13 protein-coding genes and 4 tRNA genes are annotated in these 17,726 nt (G+C 44.5%); 13 read left to right on the top strand and 4 right to left on the bottom strand.

What is annotated here, in order from left to right; all coding sequences use genetic code 11:
* Positions 1–2 precede the first annotated feature (2 nt).
* From rfbA to Xhom_RS02625, 12 genes are all read left to right on the top strand, one after another.
* On the top strand, positions 3–884 hold the full coding sequence (gene rfbA, locus Xhom_RS02680; RefSeq protein ID WP_069317290.1) for a glucose-1-phosphate thymidylyltransferase RfbA: 882 nt from the start codon (positions 3–5) through the stop codon (positions 882–884).
* On the top strand, positions 862–1,575 hold the full coding sequence (gene rffC / locus Xhom_RS02675; RefSeq protein ID WP_069317289.1) for a dTDP-4-amino-4,6-dideoxy-D-galactose acyltransferase: 714 nt from the start codon (positions 862–864) through the stop codon (positions 1,573–1,575). The genes rfbA and rffC overlap by 23 nt, the downstream gene beginning before the upstream one ends.
* Before the next feature lies 1 nt (position 1,576).
* Positions 1,577–2,707, top strand: a complete 1,131-nt coding sequence (rffA, locus tag Xhom_RS02670) for a dTDP-4-amino-4,6-dideoxygalactose transaminase (protein ID WP_069317288.1) — start codon at positions 1,577–1,579, stop codon at positions 2,705–2,707.
* 1 nt (position 2,708) lies between these two features.
* Entirely contained in the window at positions 2,709–3,959 is a 1,251-nt protein-coding gene (gene wzxE / locus Xhom_RS02665) for a lipid III flippase WzxE (RefSeq protein WP_069317287.1), read from the top strand.
* The gene (locus tag Xhom_RS02660; protein ID WP_069317286.1) at positions 3,956–5,050 is read left to right on the top strand and encodes a TDP-N-acetylfucosamine:lipid II N-acetylfucosaminyltransferase; all 1,095 of its coding nucleotides are present in this window, start codon (positions 3,956–3,958) and stop codon (positions 5,048–5,050) included. Before wzxE ends, Xhom_RS02660 begins: the two co-directional genes overlap by 4 nt.
* Entirely contained in the window at positions 5,047–6,489 is a 1,443-nt protein-coding gene (gene wzyE / locus Xhom_RS02655; protein WP_069317285.1) for an ECA oligosaccharide polymerase, read from the top strand. The genes Xhom_RS02660 and wzyE overlap by 4 nt, the downstream gene beginning before the upstream one ends.
* A complete protein-coding gene (gene wecG / locus Xhom_RS02650; RefSeq protein ID WP_069317284.1) occupies positions 6,476–7,213 on the top strand; it encodes a lipopolysaccharide N-acetylmannosaminouronosyltransferase in 738 nt (245 codons plus the stop codon). Before wzyE ends, wecG begins: the two co-directional genes overlap by 14 nt.
* 305 nt (positions 7,214–7,518) lie before the next feature.
* The gene (thrP, locus tag Xhom_RS02645; RefSeq protein ID WP_069317283.1) at positions 7,519–8,886 is read left to right on the top strand and encodes a bifunctional threonine/serine APC transporter ThrP; all 1,368 of its coding nucleotides are present in this window, start codon (positions 7,519–7,521) and stop codon (positions 8,884–8,886) included.
* A gap of 183 nt (positions 8,887–9,069) precedes the next feature.
* Positions 9,070–9,146 (top strand) — tRNA-Arg (locus tag Xhom_RS02640).
* Between the two features lie 85 nt (positions 9,147–9,231).
* Positions 9,232–9,307: transfer RNA gene (locus Xhom_RS02635), tRNA-His, on the top strand.
* A 15-nt stretch (positions 9,308–9,322) separates the two neighbouring features.
* Positions 9,323–9,409 (top strand) — tRNA-Leu (locus tag Xhom_RS02630).
* 27 nt (positions 9,410–9,436) lie between these two features.
* A tRNA-Pro gene (locus Xhom_RS02625) sits at positions 9,437–9,513 on the top strand.
* A 764-nt stretch (positions 9,514–10,277) separates the two neighbouring features.
* On the opposite strand, the gene hemY is transcribed toward Xhom_RS02625, so the two are convergent.
* Genes hemY through hemC form a run of 4 tightly spaced genes read right to left on the bottom strand, consistent with a single transcriptional unit; the run spans position 10,278 to position 14,405 of the window.
* Positions 10,278–11,483, bottom strand: coding sequence for a protoheme IX biogenesis protein HemY (gene hemY / locus Xhom_RS02620; protein ID WP_069317282.1), 1,206 nt, complete (start codon positions 11,481–11,483; stop codon positions 10,278–10,280).
* Between the two features lie 2 nt (positions 11,484–11,485).
* Complete coding sequence (gene hemX / locus Xhom_RS02615; RefSeq protein WP_069317281.1) at positions 11,486–12,706, bottom strand: uroporphyrinogen-III C-methyltransferase; 1,221 nt, start codon at positions 12,704–12,706, stop codon at positions 11,486–11,488.
* A gap of 20 nt (positions 12,707–12,726) precedes the next feature.
* On the bottom strand, positions 12,727–13,467 hold the full coding sequence (gene hemD / locus Xhom_RS02610) for a uroporphyrinogen-III synthase (RefSeq protein WP_069317280.1): 741 nt from the start codon (positions 13,465–13,467) through the stop codon (positions 12,727–12,729).
* A complete protein-coding gene (hemC, locus tag Xhom_RS02605; protein ID WP_069317279.1) occupies positions 13,464–14,405 on the bottom strand; it encodes a hydroxymethylbilane synthase in 942 nt (313 codons plus the stop codon). Before hemC ends, hemD begins: the two co-directional genes overlap by 4 nt.
* A 703-nt stretch (positions 14,406–15,108) precedes the next feature.
* On the opposite strand from hemC, the gene Xhom_RS02595 reads away from it, so the two are divergent.
* The gene (locus Xhom_RS02595; RefSeq protein WP_071933884.1) at positions 15,109–17,709 is read left to right on the top strand and encodes a class I adenylate cyclase; all 2,601 of its coding nucleotides are present in this window, start codon (positions 15,109–15,111) and stop codon (positions 17,707–17,709) included.
* Positions 17,710–17,726: the final 17 nt, after the last annotated feature.

Here is a 17,726-nt window from a genome sequence, read left to right as displayed (position 1 = left end):
GCATGAAAGGAATTATATTGGCTGGGGGATCTGGTACCCGTTTGTATCCAATAACACGAGGCATTTCAAAACAGTTATTGCCTATTTATGACAAGCCGATGATTTACTATCCGCTGTCAGTTTTAATGCTGTCAGGAATACGCGATATCCTGATTATCTCGACACCGGAAGATACCCCCGCTTTTAAACGGCTATTGGGTGACGGCAATCAGTTTGGCATCCGTCTGAGCTACGCAGAACAACCTTCTCCTGATGGCTTGGCACAGGCATTTTTGATTGGTGAAGAGTTCATTGGCAATGATACTTGCTGTCTGGTGCTTGGGGATAATATCTTTTTTGGTCAGGCGTTTAGCCCAAAACTACAAAGCGTGGCAGCGCGTGAAGCAGGCGCTACCATATTCGGATACCAAGTGATGGATCCAGAGCGGTTTGGTGTCGTTGAATTTGATGATCAATATCGGGTGCTCTCCATTGAAGAAAAGCCCGTTCAGCCTAAATCCAATTGGGCAGTCACAGGACTCTATTTTTACGACAATCAAGTGGTAGATTTTGCCAAACAAGTAAAACCTTCTGCCCGTGGTGAACTGGAAATCACCAGTATTAACCAGATGTATCTGGAATGCGGCAAATTGAACGTCGAATTATTAGGGCGTGGTTTTGCATGGTTGGATACTGGCACCCATGACAGCCTGATTGAAGCCAGTACCTTTGTCCAGACTGTCGAAAAGCGACAAGGCTTCAAAATCGCCTGTTTAGAAGAAATAGCATGGCGGAATGGCTGGCTGAGTAATGAACAAGTGAAAGCGGCTGCCGCAGACTTGGCAAAAACGGGTTACGGCAAATATTTAATGGATTTGCTCAATGTCTATTCACGCCAATCTTGAACCCTTGACTTGGGATAGCCAATTTTTTGGCTTATCCACGGCACGCCTTAATTTCTCATCAAACGCGGCGGCGATAACAGCCGTCCAGTTGGATGAGTATGCATTAGTGCAAGCAAAAATACCGACCCAGAAAACTGACATTATTGATAAGCTGTCCACCTTGGGATTTTCTTTGGTGGAGGGTGAGGCTGATTTACTGTTATCGGTTGAAGCCGGAAACACCTCTGGCATTGATGTGGGGCAAAAACTAATTTCTGCAAAATCACAAGATATCCCCGCATTAAAGGCAGTGGCGTCACATGTATTCACTGCCAGCCGATTCCGTGCTCCGTGGTATCAGCCCGGTGATAGTGGCAGATTTTATGCAACTTGGGTCGAAAAGGCAGTTTTGGGCATGTTTGACCATGAATGCCTGCTTATCAATGATAAAAACGGTCAAATTATGGGGTTTGTCACTCTAAGAGATATCGGCAGCCATGAGGCGCGCATTGGCTTATTGGCCGCTGTACCGGGTAACCACCATCAAGGGATCGGAAAACAATTAATGTCGGCGGCGCAACAGTGGTGTCAGCGCTATCAGATACAACGACTGAGAGTGGCAACACAAATCAGCAACATCACTGCCTTGCGTCTTTATACACGTCGTGGTGCCATCATTGAGAGCACCGCATATTGGTTATACAGAGGATGAAATGATTCCATTTAACAAACCACCGATAGTCGGCACTGAACTTGAATACATGAAACAGGCGATGGCCAGCGGCAAATTGTGTGGGGATGGTGAATTTACCCAGCGTTGTGAAGCGTGGATGGAGCAGCGTTTTAGTTGTCCGAAGGTATTGCTGACACCATCTTGTACCGCGTCACTGGAAATGGCTGCCATTTTGCTGGATATCCAGCCGGGCGATGAAATCATCATGCCGAGCTATACCTTTGTTTCAACCTCCAACGCTTTTGTCTTGCGTGGGGCAGTCATTGTCTTCGTGGATATTCGTCCTGAAACCATGAACATTGATGAAACTAAAATTGAAGCTGCCATTACAGAGAAAACACGTGCCATCGTGCCGGTACATTATGCGGGCGTGGCCTGTGAAATGGATACGATTATGGCGTTGGCGAAAAAATATAATTTGTATGTGGTAGAAGACGCGGCACAGGGTGTTATGTCGACCTATAAAGGTCGCGCATTGGGTACGATTGGTCATATTGGTTGTTTTAGCTTTCATGAAACCAAGAACTACTCAGCAGGTGGTGAAGGTGGTGCGACATTAATCAATGATAAATCGCTGATCGCACGCGCTGAAATTATTCGCGAGAAAGGGACTAACCGCAGCCAGTTTTTCCGTGGACAAGTCGATAAGTACACATGGCGCGATATCGGTTCCAGTTATTTGCTATCTGATTTGCAAGCTGCTTACCTGTGGGGGCAATTGGAGATTGCGGAAAAAATCAATCAGCGTCGTCTGGCTCTGTGGGATAACTACTATCAAGCATTGAAACCGTTGGCAGATGCCGGGCATTTGATCTTACCTGTGGTTCCGGAAGGTTTAGAACATAACGCCCACATGTTCTACATCAAGCTAAAAGATATGGAAGAACGCAGTGCATTCAACAGTTACATGAAAGAGCATAACATTCTTACCGTATTTCATTATGTGGCATTGCATACCAGCCCGGCGGGTGAAAAATGTGGCCGTTTCCACGGTGAAGATCGCTTTACTACCCTCGAAAGCGAACGTTTAGTACGTTTGCCAATGTTTTACAACATCACTGATGAAGATCAGCAAGTTGTCATCAATCATATCAAGGAATATTTCGCCTGATATGTCACTTGCCAAAGCTTCTGTCTGGACAGCCGGCTCCACACTTATCAAAATTGGTGTGGGGCTGCTGGTTGTTAAACTGCTGGCGGTCTCTTTTGGCCCAACAGGTGTTGGGCAAGCCGGTAACTTTCGCCAACTTATTACCGTTCTGGGCGTACTGTCTGGTGCGGGGATTTTTAACGGTGTTACCAAATACGTAGCGGAACATCATCAGCAACCAGAAAGACTGAGGACTGTGTTAGGGACATCCTCCTCGATTATTCTGGGTTTTTCGACACTGCTGGCCGTGATTTTCCTCTTGTTCAGTGATGCTATCAGTACTGGCCTGTTTGGTCACAATCGTTATAAAACCGTTGTGCAGACGCTCGCATTTATTCAAATGGGGATTGCGTATGCGAACTATTTTCTGGCTATCTTGAAAGGCTTCAGGGATGCTAAAGGAAATGCGCTAGCGTTGATTCTGGGTAGTCTGACAGGGGTTATTGCCTATAGCCTCAGTTATTGGCTTGGGGGTTATGAAGGTGCATTGGCAGGGCTAGCTTTGGTTCCTGCTTTAGTTGTTCTGCCAGCGGGATTGATGCTTCTGAAATGTAAGGTCATTCCCTTCTCGGCCTTGAAACCCATGTGGGATCGCTCGATTGCCAGCCATTTGGGAAAATTTACCTTGATGGCGCTGCTGACTTCCATTACGTTGCCAGTCGCTTATATCATGATGCGAAACTTGCTGGCAGCTCGCTATAGTTGGGAAGCGGTTGGCATTTGGCAAGGCGTGAGCAGTATTTCAGATGCCTATTTACAATTTATTACCGCCTCTTTCACGGTTTATTTATTGCCGACACTTTCCCGTTTGGAGAGTAAGCAAGAAATTACCCGTGAAATTGTGAAAGCCCTGAAATTTGTTTTACCTGCCGTGGCGGCCGCAAGTTTATCAGTTTGGCTGTTGCGTGACTTCGTTATCTGGTTGCTGTTTTCAGACAAATTTATTGCAATGCGGGATCTATTTGTATGGCAGTTAGTGGGCGATGTGTTGAAAGTTGGCGCTTATGTTTTTGGTTATCTGGTAATCGCGAAAGCTGCATTGCGTTTTTATGTATTGGCTGAAGTCAGTCAATTTCTCCTACTGACCGGTTTTTCCCATTGGTTGATACCGGTAAATGGAGCGTTGGGAGCAGCTCAGGCGTACATGGCGACTTACATTATTTATTTCATTCTTTGTTGTAGCGTATTTATTATTTATCGCAGGCGAGTATGACAACCCTAATTCACGTCTTGGGATCGGATATCCCACATCACAATCAAACGTTATTGCGTTTCTTTAATGACGTCTTGGCAAGGGAAATGAATTTCCCAGTCAAACCGTGTTTTATGGTGGTGTCTAAAGACAACACATGGCAATCAAATTATCCTGAATTGGCGATCTCAGTTTATAACAACAAAAAATCCCTATCACGGGCGGTGATCGAGAAAGCACAGGCAAACAGAATGACGCGTTTCTTTTTCCACGGGCAGTTTAATACTGCTTTGTGGCTGGCTTTATTAGTGGGAAAAATCAAACGCCATCAATTTTGGTGGCATGTGTGGGGGGCTGATTTATATGAAGAGTCACGCCAACTGAAATTCCGTTTGTTTTATCTTCTCCGCCGTTTGGCGCAAAAGCGGGTGGGGCATATTTTTGCCACGTGTGGCGATCTCCAGCGCTTTTTCCAACATACAGGTCTGTCCAAGCCCGATGTGCCATCATCATTGCTCTATTTCCCCACCCGCATGAACTCTGCGCTGACGGTAACAGAGAAAACATGCTCACCAGAAGGGATCACAATTTTACTGGGCAATTCAGGGGATCAATCTAACCGCCATATTGAAGCACTGGAGAAGATTCATCGTCAGTTTGGTGATGAGGCAAGGGTGATTATGCCAATGGGTTATCCCGATAATAATCAAGCCTATATTCAGCGTGTGGAGCAAACGGCCTTGTCGCTGTTTCCGGTTCAAAACGTCCAGATCCTGAAAGATAGCATGGCGTTTGATGAGTATTTGGTATTGTTGCGTCAATGTGATTTAGGTTATTTCATTTTTAATCGGCAGCAGGGTATTGGAACACTCTGTTTATTGATTCAATTTAGTATTCCGTTTGTTCTGAGCCGCCAGAACCCATTCTGGCATGATTTGGCAGAACAGCATGTTCCTGTTCTGTTTGATGGTGATGAACTGAATAAATACTGGGTGCAGGAAGCACAGCGTCAGATGCTGTCCCTCGATAAAAAGGCAATTGCTTTTTTTGACCCCAATTTCATTGAGGGGTGGAAAATCGCCCTATCGGCTGCATCTGGAGAGTATCAATGACCTTGACACAATTCGGTGGGTTATTTGTCGTTTACGTGATCTCATTGGTTTTTATCCTGACCTTGACATATCAAGAATTTCGGCGTGTCCGCTTTAACTTTAACGTATTCTTTTCATTGCTATATTTGCTGACATTCTATTTTGGTTTCCCGCTGACGAGCATGTTGGTGTTCCAGTTTGATGTGCAGGTGGTGCCTGTCGATTCATTGTTGTATGCGATGTTGGCATCTGGCTGTTTTTACGCCATTTACTATATCTCTTATAAAACTCGTGTCTCTTATAAAACCCGGCTCAGTGATGAGGCACGTAGTGATAACGCAGAATCTGAAACGTCACTTGTTATTCCATCGCGCAAGCCTTTGTTCACCATGAATCGGGTAGAAACTAATCTGGCCTGCCTGTTGCTTGCGGGTATTGCTCTTGGCACGGTAGGGGCGTTCTTTATGCAGAACGGTTTCCTGCTATTTAAATTACAGTCTTACAGCCAGATATTTTCTAGCCAAGTTTCTGGTGTGGCGCTTAAGCGATTCTTCTATTTCTTTATCCCTGCCATGTTGGTGATTTTTTTCCTGAAACCAACGAAAACCCGCTGGTTATGCTTTTTGGTGGCGACGGTGGGGTTTGGTATTCTGACCTATGTGATCGTTGGAGGCACACGTGCAAATATTATTATTGCGTTTGCGCTGTTCCTGTTCATCGGGATTGTTCGTGGCTGGATTACGCTGTGGATGCTGCTTGCAGCAGGTATTATGGGTGTTGTTGGCATGTTCTGGCTGGCGTTAAAGCGTTATAGCTTAGACGTGAGCGGGGCGGAAGCGTTTTATACTTTTCTTTATCTCACAAGGGATACCTTCTCGCCGTGGGAAAATTTGGCATTATTATTGGATAACTACAGCAAAATAGATTTCCAGGGTCTGGCACCGATTGTCCGTGATTTTTATGTCTTTATCCCCAGTTGGTTATGGCCGGACAGACCCAATTTAGTCTGGAACACCGCCAACTACTTTACATGGGATGTGTTGGATAATCGCTCAGGTCTTGCGATCTCTCCGACATTAATTGGTTCGCTGGTGGTTATGGGCGGCGTGTTCTTTATCCCTCTGGGGGCGGTTGTTGTCGGATTTATTATCAAATGGTTTGACTGGATTTATGAAGCTGGAAAACAGGAAACTAATCGCTATAAGGCTGCAATTTTGCAGGCTTTCTGCTTTGGTGCAATCTTTAACATGATTGTTCTTGCCCGCGAAGGGGTCGATTCCTTTGTTTCCCGGGTTGTGTTTTTTTGTATCGTTTTTGGTTTATGCCTGGTAGCGGCGAAGTTACTGTATTGGCTGTTTGAAAGCGCGGGGCTGATCCGAACGTTTGTTGTCAGCAATTTGGCTGCATCGCAAAAAACACCTGTTATTTTGGATGTAAGGAAGAGAAATGGCGTTGAATAACATTCCTAAATACAGCATCCGAGGCCTCAATATTTGGGGGTTTCGTGGCATGTCGCATTTCCTTGATCATATTTTTCAAGATGGGCAGGTAAAAACAGGTACGTTGGTTGCGATTAATGCAGAAAAAGTCCTCGCAGCAGAAAAAGACAATGCCCTGAACATGTTGCTGGATGAGGCCGAATATTTATATGCGGATGGCATTAGCATCGTGCGTGCCATTCGCCGTAAATACTCGGATGCGGATGTGTCTCGCGTTGCGGGGGCAGATTTATGGGAAGCCTTAATGGAGCGAGCCGGCCGTGAAGGAACGCCAGTCTTTCTGGTCGGTGGAAAACCTGATGTCTTGGCACAAACAGAGAACAAATTACGTACCCAATGGAACGTCAATATTGTGGGCAGTCAGGACGGTTATTTTACACCGGAAACTTGTGATGCACTATTTGAACGGATCCAGGCCAGCGGTACGGCGATTGTTACAGTCGCGATGGGATCACCTAAGCAGGAAATTTTCATGCGTGATTGCCGCAAGGTATACCCTGATGCGTTGTATATGGGCGTTGGGGGGACTTATGACGTCTTTACCGGGCATGTGAAACGAGCTCCGAAAATCTGGCAGAATCTGGGACTGGAGTGGCTATATCGCCTGCTTTCTCAACCCAGCCGTATCCGTAGGCAGCTCAAGTTATTGAGATTTCTTGGTTATTATTACAGCGGAAAACTGTAACTTCTCCATTCTGCTCCTCATTATTCAAGTTGCCACGCAGATAACACAGTGGCAGCTTGAATACTTCACTTGTCAAAAACGTGAAATACCCCTCTTGTCATGTGATTAAAAATCATCTTTATTGAGTGTTGTGCTCTCTAACGGAGACACTAAACAAAACGGCTCTGATTTAATTTTACAATTTTCTGTTTCCCTGATTGGCAAAACGTGTTTTGATCCCAGCCTTTTTTACAATGATTAATTATCAATTCCTGTATTTTTTCTGTTTGCAAATATAGACATCATAAAAGTGGATAGGGAGTTTTATGAGTGATTCAAAACAGAGCCTGCAAAGAGGACTTGAGGCACGTCATATTGAGCTAATTGCGCTCGGTGGCACAATCGGCGTAGGGCTGTTCATGGGGTCAGCCAGTACGTTGAAATGGGCTGGTCCTTCAGTTTTGCTGGCTTACATCATTGCTGGCCTTTTTGTCTTTTTCATCATGCGCTCAATGGGGGAAATGCTGTTCCTTGAACCTGTTACGGGTTCATTCGCTTCTTTTGGGCATAAGTACCTGAGTCCTTACTGGGGGAATCTGACTGCATGGGGCTACTGGTTTATGTGGGTTTCCGTGGGGATTTCAGAGATCACTGCCATCGGTGTTTATGCCGAGTTTTGGTTCCCGGAATTGCCTCAGTGGGTTTCCGCGCTGGTGGCGGTCGGATTAGTTGCTTTAGCGAACTTAGCGGCTGTGAGGCTGTACGGTGAGTTGGAGTTCTGGTTTGCCATGATTAAAGTCACTACGATTATTGTGATGATCCTGATTGGCATTGGGTTGATTTTTTTCGGTTTGGGTAATGATTGGCAGCCCATTGGCTTGGATAATCTGACCTCACATGATGGTTTCTTTTCTGGTGGTTGGAAAGGGTTTTTATTTGCCCTTTGTATCGTCGTGGCATCCTATCAGGGAGTAGAACTGGTTGGTATTACTGCGGGTGAAGCGAAAAACCCTCAGGTTACCCTCAGAAAAGCGATTAACAATATTTTGTGGCGTATTCTGATCTTTTATGTCGGAGCCATTTTCATTGTTGTGACTCTGTTCCCGTGGACAGAAGTTGGTGCGCATGGCAGCCCATTTGTAATGACTTTTTCTAAGGTTGGTATTGCTTCTGCCGCGGCTGTTATTAACTTTGTTGTACTGACTGCTGCGCTTTCAGGATGTAACAGCGGAATGTACAGTGGCGGTAGAATGTTGTATGCCCTGGCGCAGAACCGTCAATTGCCTGCTTCATTGCTGAAATTATCGAAAAATGGTGTGCCAGTGAGATGTATCGCGATCACCATTGCTTGTTTGATCGCAGGTTCTAGCCTGAATTATCTGATCCCAAACCCACAGTCGGTATTCGTTTACGTTTATAGCGCCAGTGTATTACCTGGTATGGTGCCGTGGTTTGTGATTCTGGTGAGTCAATTGCATTTCCGTAAGCAGAATGAAGAAGCCATAAAACAGCATCGGTTTAAATCTATTTTGTTCCCTTATGTCAATTACCTGACATTGATTTTCTTGTGTTGTGTATTGGTCGGGATGGCGATTAATCCAGATACGCGTTTCTCACTGATGGTAGGGGGAACATTTTTGCTGATCGTGTCATCAATTTATTTTCTGATGAAGCTGATTCGCAGAAACAGTTGATTCGCAGTAATAATCAAAATAGTTTGACAGATTAATTCTTAAACAATTAAACGGCTTGCGGTGGAAATGTGCTGTCTTTATCAGCTAAATGAGTAAAGCATAATCAAACGAATCATTTCTTTTAAAAAAGCACTGGACAGTACGACATTAAATACGTACTATCCTCCACCGCAACGGCGTTAAGCGCCCGTAGCTCAGCTGGATAGAGCGCTGCCCTCCGGAGGCAGAGGTCTCAGGTTCGAATCCTGTCGGGCGCGCCATTTTAAAGCGTGCAAGAGCAGTGAGTATGAGTTATTGTGGTAAAATTACGTTGTAATAGCAGTATATAAAAAGATAGCTGTTATGGTGGCTATAGCTCAGTTGGTAGAGCCCTGGATTGTGATTCCAGTTGTCGCGAGTTCGAGTCTCGTTAGCCACCCCATCTTTTTTATGAAACGCGAGGGTGGCGGAATTGGTAGACGCGCTAGCTTCAGGTGTTAGTGTCCTTACGGACGTGGGGGTTCAAGTCCCCCCCTTCGCACCATAAAAAAGAGATTTAAGAAGTACATTTCGGCGAGTAGCGCAGCTTGGTAGCGCAACTGGTTTGGGACCAGTGGGTCGGAGGTTCGAATCCTCTCTCGCCGACCAAATTCTGAGAAAGCCCTGCTATTATTGCAGGGCTTTTTCTTTTCCTGTTGATAAAAACATTTTCTTCATTTTACCTCTCTTTTTTCTCTTTAATTTCATTATCGTTTCCCGTGAATGGAATTGCATACCTCAGCTTTTATTAATACCTTTAACTTAATATCGTAAATTTCTTGTTGGTTGGTGTTGCGTTTTAACGACAAAGAGTCTATATCGTGTCTCAAATTGGAGACATTCAACCTGTTGATTCTAATTACTTATATTTAAGTGTATTAAACAATGTCTCAAATGGGAGACGGTATTTTTGATTATTTTTAGGGAAAGCGGAGATAGCGATTTTTGAAAGTCAGTCAGATATTGAGTTAAACAAATTTATTCTGGAATTAAAAAGTTGGCACAGAAAATGCTTTATTACATTTGTAGATACTCATCCTACTCCTTATGACAGCATTAGCTTCATAAACCTCAGGATGATGTAGAGCTGATTGTCGGTGCCTATAGTCCACGTTATAGATGAGTAAGCATTACTTCTTTTCATCACAAACCGGACACAACGTTGAGTGAGGCACTATCCGTCTGTAGACCTGATTGTATTTATACACCTGTCTTTTTTGATAGGTGTTTTTTTTGCCTGTTTTTTGGCGGCTTCTCTATCTTTTTTGATATTTATCCCCCCAGCCACATAGCTATCTATGAGACTGGGGATTCATCTACTTGTCGCCTTGATACAACCCAAAATCTACTATTGGGCATATACAAAAAGCGGTTTACGCTTCGATATCGCTATCACGCTTCAAAGTCAGCATAAACCCTTTGTTACGGGTTTGAGTAGCTTCTTCACGTTTTTGTAATTTATCGAGAGCATCAGCAAGCCATGCATAGTCATGGGCATCCGGGCGTTGTGTGATAGCCGCTTTGAAGGCTGTTTCGGCGCTGACCCATTCACCTTGACGCAAAGCAACCTGCCCCATCGTACTGTTGAGCAATGGTGTCGCCCCATGTTGCTTTAACAGATGGTTGAGTATCTTTTGTACGGATTCGGCGTCATTCGCCTTAAGGTGTGGAATTAACAGTAGGAGACGTTCGTCATATTGCTGTTTTAACCCATTCAGAATGATTTGCTGGGCAGTCTCGTGATCATTGCATTCAATCAAATGCTCGGCCATAGCAACTTGCAGTGCGATATCATTGCGAATTTTACGGTTTTGGTCTTTCCACCATACCTTCAACCCAGCATAGCCTTGTTTTGCCATGATTTGGTTCATTATCCCCGCATAGGCTTGCTGACGTAATTTATGAACCTCTTCTTCATTGTGCAGGCCAACCTTTACCATCGAAGGTAAAATATCAATCAGGGATTGGTAATTACCTGAGAGAGTATAGGCCTGTTCAGCCAACCGTAATACTTCGGGGTGGCGAGGAGCATGATTCAGCAGCTTATCCACACCATTGCTTGCGGCATTAATTTCACCTTGTGCGAGTTGGATACGTACACGGGTAATATCGACGGGAAGCTGATTTTTATCAGCCACTTCTGCGGCGCGTTCAATATACTGGTTGGTACGGAAATAATCACCGCGTTGCAGGGCAGCTTCTGCTGCCAGCAAATAGTTCACAACAGGGTGCTCCGCATGATCAACATTGCGAGTCATCAGTTTCTCGACCTGCTTAAAATCCCCTTCGGCAAGTTTGAGCAGTGCCTGTTTGGTTTGCGAACGAGCCCGACTACGCTTGTATCCACCAAAGATCCAGCTATGAGTGAATGTACTGGTACGTTTTAATCGACGGTAACACCAACCGATAAAAACCAGCAGGAATTGTAGCAGGAGGAACATAATCACCAGTCCAGTAATACTGGTGGTGATATTGTGCTTGTCTGTCTGGATCAAAACGTATCCTTGGTGTCCAGACAACAAGGGGCCAAGTACGATGCCCACAAGGAGAATAACGAACAATAATAATACTTTCAGCATGCTCAGCTCTCCTCAATGGAGGTTTTTGCCTGACCAGATACGATTGTTGTGGTTGGCTGTAATTGTGCCTCGGGCTGAGCCTTTGGTGGGATTTCTGGCTGAGTTTCAGTTTGGGATTCAGTTTGAGATCGTACTGGCTGGGGTAAATTGTAGATACGTTTGCGTACCAGATCCGCCAATATCGGTTGACTGCTCAATTGTTCAGGAACCTCAATAGACAGTGGTCGTTGTTCCAGTGATTTAGCGTTTGCCAAAAAGGCTTCTGTCGTTGGGTTGGTAGTATCAAAATAATCTTTTACCCACGTTCCAACGGATGCCAATGCGTCTTTGTAAATTTGATCTTGATGGCGGGGTACCGCTTGTGCAGCAATGAGCAGCTTGGAGCGGATGTTTTCGCGTATATAGATGTTCTGGTTAGGTGCCAACAGAGGTATGCTGCTGTTGTCACGCGGGGTGATAGTAATGAAATTATCCATAAAGCTGTCCCAGCTATTGCTCAGGTTTTGACGCCAGTCAGAGAGCGAATCCGAGATATCTTCCTTTCCATCCTTTGGCGTGGTTTGCTGCATATTATCAGCCAGACGTAAGCTATCGATTTGGTTTGACAGATGGTTCAGAGTCAGAATAATACCATCTGAATCAACCAGTTTGATTTTGGTCAGAGAGTCAATATCTGTCATGATAGCTTTGCGGACATAGTTCAGGCTGGGATCGTCCATTTCAGCAAGGTTCTGGTCCGCATCTTTCAGTAAGGCAATAGCTGTGGTGATATCTTGGTCACTCCATATTTTGCGGCCAGCCATTTTAACGAGGGAGCTTGCCTGTGCCAGTCGCCAGTTTTCTATATCCGTATTTGAAAACGCTGAAACACGGGTCTGGAGTGCCTCTATACGGTTATTGAGCTGTTGGTTCTGCGAAGTGGCTGTTTGTAAGGAAGCGGTTAACTCCTGAAGCTTAACATCAATATTTTGTTTATCGGCAGATTGCTGCTGTGCCAGAGACACAACTTGTTGCTGAAGAGCGAGGTTTTCGGCGTTTAATGCCGCATTCTGCTGTTTACCATGATAATAAATGTAAAGGCCACCAATACCTATCGCCAGCGAAATGGCAATTGAGAGAGTACTTCCTACCCATCCACAGCGTTTGGGTTTATGAGGAGCCATTTCAGGCTGCTGAGGATTTTTTGTCTCAATCGCATCGGTGGATTTCTTTTGTTCCGTCATAATGGACATCCCATATTGGTTTATTCCAGTGCCTGCATTAAGGCGTCATTATCTGCACTCTTGGCTACTTTTATCACTCGCCAACCCAATGACTGGGCGATATTGGCGAGGCGTTCGCTGACCACAATCAGGCAGCAACCCAATAACCACGCTTTCCCATCGCTATCAGTTACTACGTTATATAACAGTTGCAGCATTTCGCCACTTGTTACAACGATGGTTCTTATACCACATTGCTGCCAGTGAAGACTGAAATCGGCTGTATGGTATTTGACTGGCTGTCGTGAATAACATTCACAGTAATCCACTTTTCCTCCCCGCATTCGCAATGTAGACGCAATCACTTCACGGCCGCCATTGCCCCGGAGCAATAAAATCTTTTTATTGTCGATCTGTTGTAATGCGGGGAGTTGCAGTAGATCTTCACTGGTTTCACCTTGCTCAGACCAGAAAATATTCAGCCTGGTTTGTTGATGAAACATCAAGGAAGTTGATTTGCCGATACCATAATAAGATAGCTTATCAGGCCATGATTGCCCTTCTTGGATAAGCTGCTCATTAGCATAATGAACGGCGTTTTTTGATAATAGGAAAACCAGATCTCCCGCAGACAGCCATTGCAGTTTTTGTGACAGTAATGGCAAATCTGCCCCCGGGAAAATTTCGATGAGTGGTGCGCTGAAGGCTGTTCTTCCAACAGCCCGCAGCCGCTTGACCAATTCCTCTCCTGCGGGGGCAGGGCGGGTGATCAAAATGCTCATTCAGGTGGATTCCTCTGGTATACGCTGGCCAGAATCTGGCGGGCGCCTTTTTCCAATAACTCCTCCGCCAATGCTACTCCAGCTTGACGGGCTTCTTCGGGTAACACGACTCTTTCGCCACGTACAATCTGCTTGCCATCAGGAGCACCAACCAAGGCGCGCAGCCAGATTTTATCTTTTTGCCAGATGGCATAACTGCCGATGGGAACCTGACAGCCTCCTTCAAGACGAGTATTCATGGCGCGTTCAGCGAGAACACAGATTTCTGTTCTTGCATGGTTCAGGGGAGCCAATAGTGCTCGGGTTTGCTGATCATCAAGTCGGCACTCAATGCCGACAGCACCCTGACCGACGGCTGGCAGCAGCAACTCAGGCGGTAATGGCATGCGGATTCGATCTTCCAGCCCCAGTCTTTTCAGACCTGCTGTTGCGAGGATAATGGCATCATAATCGCCGTTATCGAGTTTATTCAGACGAGTTCCGACATTACCACGCAAGTCACGGATGACAAGATCGGGACGTAGCTGACGGATCTGGCATTGACGACGTAAACTAGATGTACCAACGATACTGCCGGCGGGCAGTTCATCAAGCGAGGTGTATTCTACTGAAACAAAAGCATCACGTGGATCATCTCGTTCACAGATTGTGACCAACCCCAAACCGTCAGGAAATTCGATGGGAACATCTTTCATGGAATGGACGGCAATATCAGCCCGCTTTTCAAGTAGTGCCAGCTCCAACTCTTTTACAAACAGCCCTTTGCCTCCCACCTTTGCTAAAGGAGTATCGAGGATAATGTCTCCACGAGTGACCATCGGAACCAACTCTACTTTCAGTTCTGGATGAAAATGCTCTAATTGCTTTTGGACATATTGCGCTTGCCACATAGCCAATGGGCTTTGACGGGTAGCGATACGAATGATTTTCATTGTCATGGATGATTCTATTGGGTATAGCGGTTTTTAGCCGCCAGTTAGCCACTAAATAGTGAGAAAATAGCGCCAGTTTTAACATCTCAATGATTTTTTTTCCAGTGAGTGACAGCTCATTGATCTATTGCAGCTTTTGTGATGGCACTCGTATTGAGTGAAAGAGGCATGGCGTTTTTCGCTAAAATGTCGAGAAAAATCAAATTGGCCTATGGATACACAGATCACGGGATAAAAATAATTTTAAATATTAAAATAATATTTAAAATAAATAAGGAAAATAAACAAAAATATCGAGTTAAAAGTAAATTGATATTTTGTGTTTAGCTTACGAGTAAAAATAGAAAGGGGATATCCAGTAATTAAAAAATATTATTAATGAAATATTTATTGATGTTTTATGCATTTACAATGCTTTACATCCTCTTTATGAAAAATAATCAACTATAATACCCCTTCTAAAAAAATATATTGCTGTATCTGTTTTGTGATTAACTTAATATTTTACAATGAGTTAATTGGTAATCAGCTATTGCGGGGAAAGTGAAAAGATGGTATTGCATACTTTACGCTTTGACCGCAAGGTGTTAAATTGATCACGTTTCCGACAATAAGTTTGTAAAAATAATTATAAAATAATTCTGTCATACCACACATATCGGAAACAGGGGACTACTTTGGGCACTGGAACTGATATCAGGCGAAACTCTTGTATCTCTATATTGAAACGCTGAAGCAGCGACTGGATGCAATTAATCAACTTAGGCTAGAGCGTGCCACTGAGTCAATGAGCACTGCTTTTAAGCAAGTTCATAATTTAATTCCAGTATTATTACACTATCATCACCCGATGATGCCGGGTTATATCAAAAGAGACGTCCCGCATGGCGTCTGTTTTTTTACTCCTGATGAAACCCAGCAATTTTGGATTAATGATTTGGAAATCCAGCTTGCTGGTGCCTTGCCGCATGCCCCCAATGGTGAATTGCCAATTACGGGTATTTACTCAATGGGTAGCACCTCTTCTATAGGACAAAGTTGCTCTTCTGACCTAGATATCTGGATCTGCCATCAATCTTGGCTGGATAATGATGAAAAAACATTACTGGAGCGTAAATGCACCCTGATCGAACAATGGGCGGCTTCTCTGGGGATTGAGGTCACTTTTTTTCTGATTGATGAAAACCGCTTTCGGCACAATGCTTGCGGCAGCTTGAATGGTGAGGATTGTGGTTCGACCCAGCATATCCTTCTGCTTGATGAATTTTATCGTACAGCGGTTTGCATGGCCGGTAAACGTTTGTTGTGGACGATGGTTCCTGTTGAAGAAGAAGTACATTACGATGAATATGTTCTTTCTCTTTATGCGCAGGGTGTTCTGACACCCAATGAGTGGCTGGATCTTGGCGGCTTGGGGGAATTGTCAGCAGAAGAATATTTTGGGGCGAGTCTTTGGCAACTTTATAAAAGTGTAGATTCCCCGTATAAGGCTGTATTGAAAAGCCTGCTTCTGGAAGCTTATTCATGGGAATACCCCAATGGAAAGCTTCTGGCGATGGAGATGAAACAATATTTCCACAATGGCACGATTGTTTCCTTTGGTCTTGATTCTTATAGCATGATGTTGGAGCGTGTCACTCGTTATTTGACTGCTACGGACGATCTGACCCGTCTGGATTTGGTACGTCGTTGTTTTTACCTGAAGGTATGCGAAAAGTTGCGGGAAAGCCATGATGATAAAGGCTGTACAGGATGGCGCCAGCAGGTGATGTCTCAGTTGGTGAAGGAATGGTGTTGGGATGACAGCAAATTAGCTATGCTGGATAATCGCAACTCATGGAAAATTGAGCAGGTGCGTGATGCCCACAATGAGTTGCTCGATACCATGATGCAGAGCTATCGCAACCTGATCCGCTTTGCCCGCCGTAACAATTTGAGTGTGAGTGCCAGCCCACAAGATATTGGCGTATTGACGCGCAAATTGTATGCAGCTTTTGAAGCACTGCCCGGTAAAGTTACGTTAGTGAATCCTCAGATTTCCCCCGATTTATCAGAGCAAAATCTAACCTTCATCTACGTTCCGCCTGGGCGAGTAAACCGTAGTGGCTGGTATCTGTACAATCATGCCCCAACGATAGAATCAATCATCGGCCACCAACCGCTGGAATATAACCGTTATCTGAATAAATTGGTGTCATGGACCTATTTTAATGGTCTGCTGACGAAAGAAACTAAGATTCATATGCATCACGGTGAATCTCAGTGTGACAGATCAAAACTGTGCGATTTGATGAACGATATTTCCACTCATTTTCCGATCCGTTTACCTGCACCAACACCAAAAGCATTATATAGCCCTTGTGAAATTCGGCATTTGGCAATTATTGTCAATTTGGAAAAAGATCCCACGGCTGATTTTTCCAATCAGGCTGTTGATTTTGATTTCAGGAAGCTGAATGTTTTCAGTTTTGGAGAGTTACAGCAATGTTTGGTGGGCAGCGTTGATTTGCTTTACCGTAACTCATGGAATGAAGTGAGAACCCTGCATTTCAGTGGTGAGCAATCGGTCTTGGAAGCCTTGAAGACAATACTGGGAAAAATGCATCGTGATGCTGCACCGCCATCTAGTGTTGAAGTTTTTTGTTATAGCGAACACCTGAGTGGGTTGATTTGTACCCGTATCCAGCAATTGGTTTCAGAATGTATAGAGTTGCGTCTTTCCAGTAACCGTCAGGATCTCAGTCGTTTTAAAGCGTTACGTATTTCAGGCCAAACCTGGGGACTGTTTTTTGAACGATTAAACGTATCGGTACAGAAACTGGAAAATGCCGTGGAGTTCTATGGTGCAATTTCCAATACGAAGCTGCATGGTTTACCCGTCAAAATTGATACCAAGGAAAAACATTTGCCGCCAGCGATAGATGGCGTTGCCTGTGAGGGAATTATCCAGTTTTTTTTCGAAAATATTGAAAATAAACAGGGGTTTAATATCTATATTCTGGACGAGTCAAATCAAGTCGAAATTTATTCACATTGTGAAGGAAGTAAAGAGGAGCTGGTACGAGACGTCAGTCGTTTTTATTCTTCATCACATGACCGCTTTACTTATGGTTCCAGTTTTATCAATTTCAACTTACCGCAGTTCTATCAAATCGTTAAGAAAGGTGAACGTACCTATGTAGTCCCCTTTGTGGATGGTACATTCCCGTTGGATGATACGGAAACGAATGACACAACGTTGCGTATTGATGAACGTCTTGAGGAATTGTGTGGGCCACATGAACCTTGCAGTTCTCTATATCACTATTGAGATATTTTTTCCCTTTC

This window comes from Xenorhabdus hominickii (assembly GCF_002632725.1).
Lineage (GTDB): Bacteria > Pseudomonadota > Gammaproteobacteria > Enterobacterales > Enterobacteriaceae > Xenorhabdus > Xenorhabdus hominickii.
Note: the sequence above shows the minus strand (reverse complement) of the source record. Positions and strands in the feature narration are given on the sequence as shown.